The 727-nt window shown below is 64.8% G+C and carries 3 protein-coding genes; all 3 read left to right on the top strand.

Annotated features, from left to right (window positions below; genetic code table 11):
• Positions 1–211: permease (locus CKO31_RS26260; protein ID WP_200243925.1), on the top strand; the 211-nt coding region annotated here is incomplete at its 5' end.
• A gap of 12 nt (positions 212–223) precedes the next feature.
• Complete coding sequence (locus CKO31_RS27105) at positions 224–463, top strand: GDCCVxC domain-containing (seleno)protein (RefSeq protein WP_242475709.1); 240 nt, start codon at positions 224–226, stop codon at positions 461–463.
• Positions 460–727 (top strand): thioredoxin family protein (locus tag CKO31_RS26255; RefSeq protein ID WP_200243922.1); only part of this gene is annotated, 268 nt, incomplete at its 3' end. The genes CKO31_RS27105 and CKO31_RS26255, both read left to right, overlap by 4 nt.

Below are 727 nucleotides of genomic sequence, written 5' to 3'. Positions count from 1 at the left end.
GACCGGCGTCATCCCGGTGGCCGAGGCGATGCTCGGCAAGGGCGTCGCGGTGGGCACCGTGCTGGCGCTGATGATGAGCATTGCCGCGCTTTCGGTGCCGGAGATGCTGATCCTGCGCAAGGTCATCCGCTGGCCGGCGCTGGCGCTGTTCGCCGGCGTGCTCGGGGTGTCCTTCGTGCTGGTCGGCTGGACCTTCAATCTGATGACCTGATGCCTCCAGAGGATGACCGTCAAGCTCGACTCCACTATCCACTGCCCGGATTGCGGTTTCAGTCGCACCGAGCAGATGCCCACCGACGCCTGCGTCTGGCTCTGGGAATGCCCCAGCTGTGGCGTGCTGCTGAAACCAAAGCCCGGTGACTGCTGCGTCTATTGCTCGTACGGTGAAACGCCCTGCCCGCCGGTGCAGATCGACGGTCGCGGGGGCTGTTGCCAATCCCACCACGAGGCGAATCCATCATGAAACAGATCAAAATCTTGGGCTCCGGCCGCCGCAACTGCGAGATCACCGCCAATGCCATTGCCAAGGCGGCCGAGCAGGCCGGTGTCGAGATCGAGCTGGAAAAGGTCACTGACATCGCCGCCATCATGTCCTACAGGGTCATGTCGACGCCCGGCGTGGTCAGCGACAACGCGGTGATGCACGCCGGCGGCGTGGCCGGACCTGATCAAGTCGGTGCCTGGATGCACAGGCGCCGGCGCCTAAGGGAGAGCGCCAATGAGCACC

This window comes from Thiohalocapsa halophila (genome assembly GCF_016583825.1).
GTDB classification, from domain to species: Bacteria; Pseudomonadota; Gammaproteobacteria; order Chromatiales; family Chromatiaceae; genus Thiohalocapsa; species Thiohalocapsa halophila.
The sequence above is the reverse complement of the archived record's forward strand: the minus strand, read 5'-3'. Positions and strand labels throughout refer to the sequence as shown.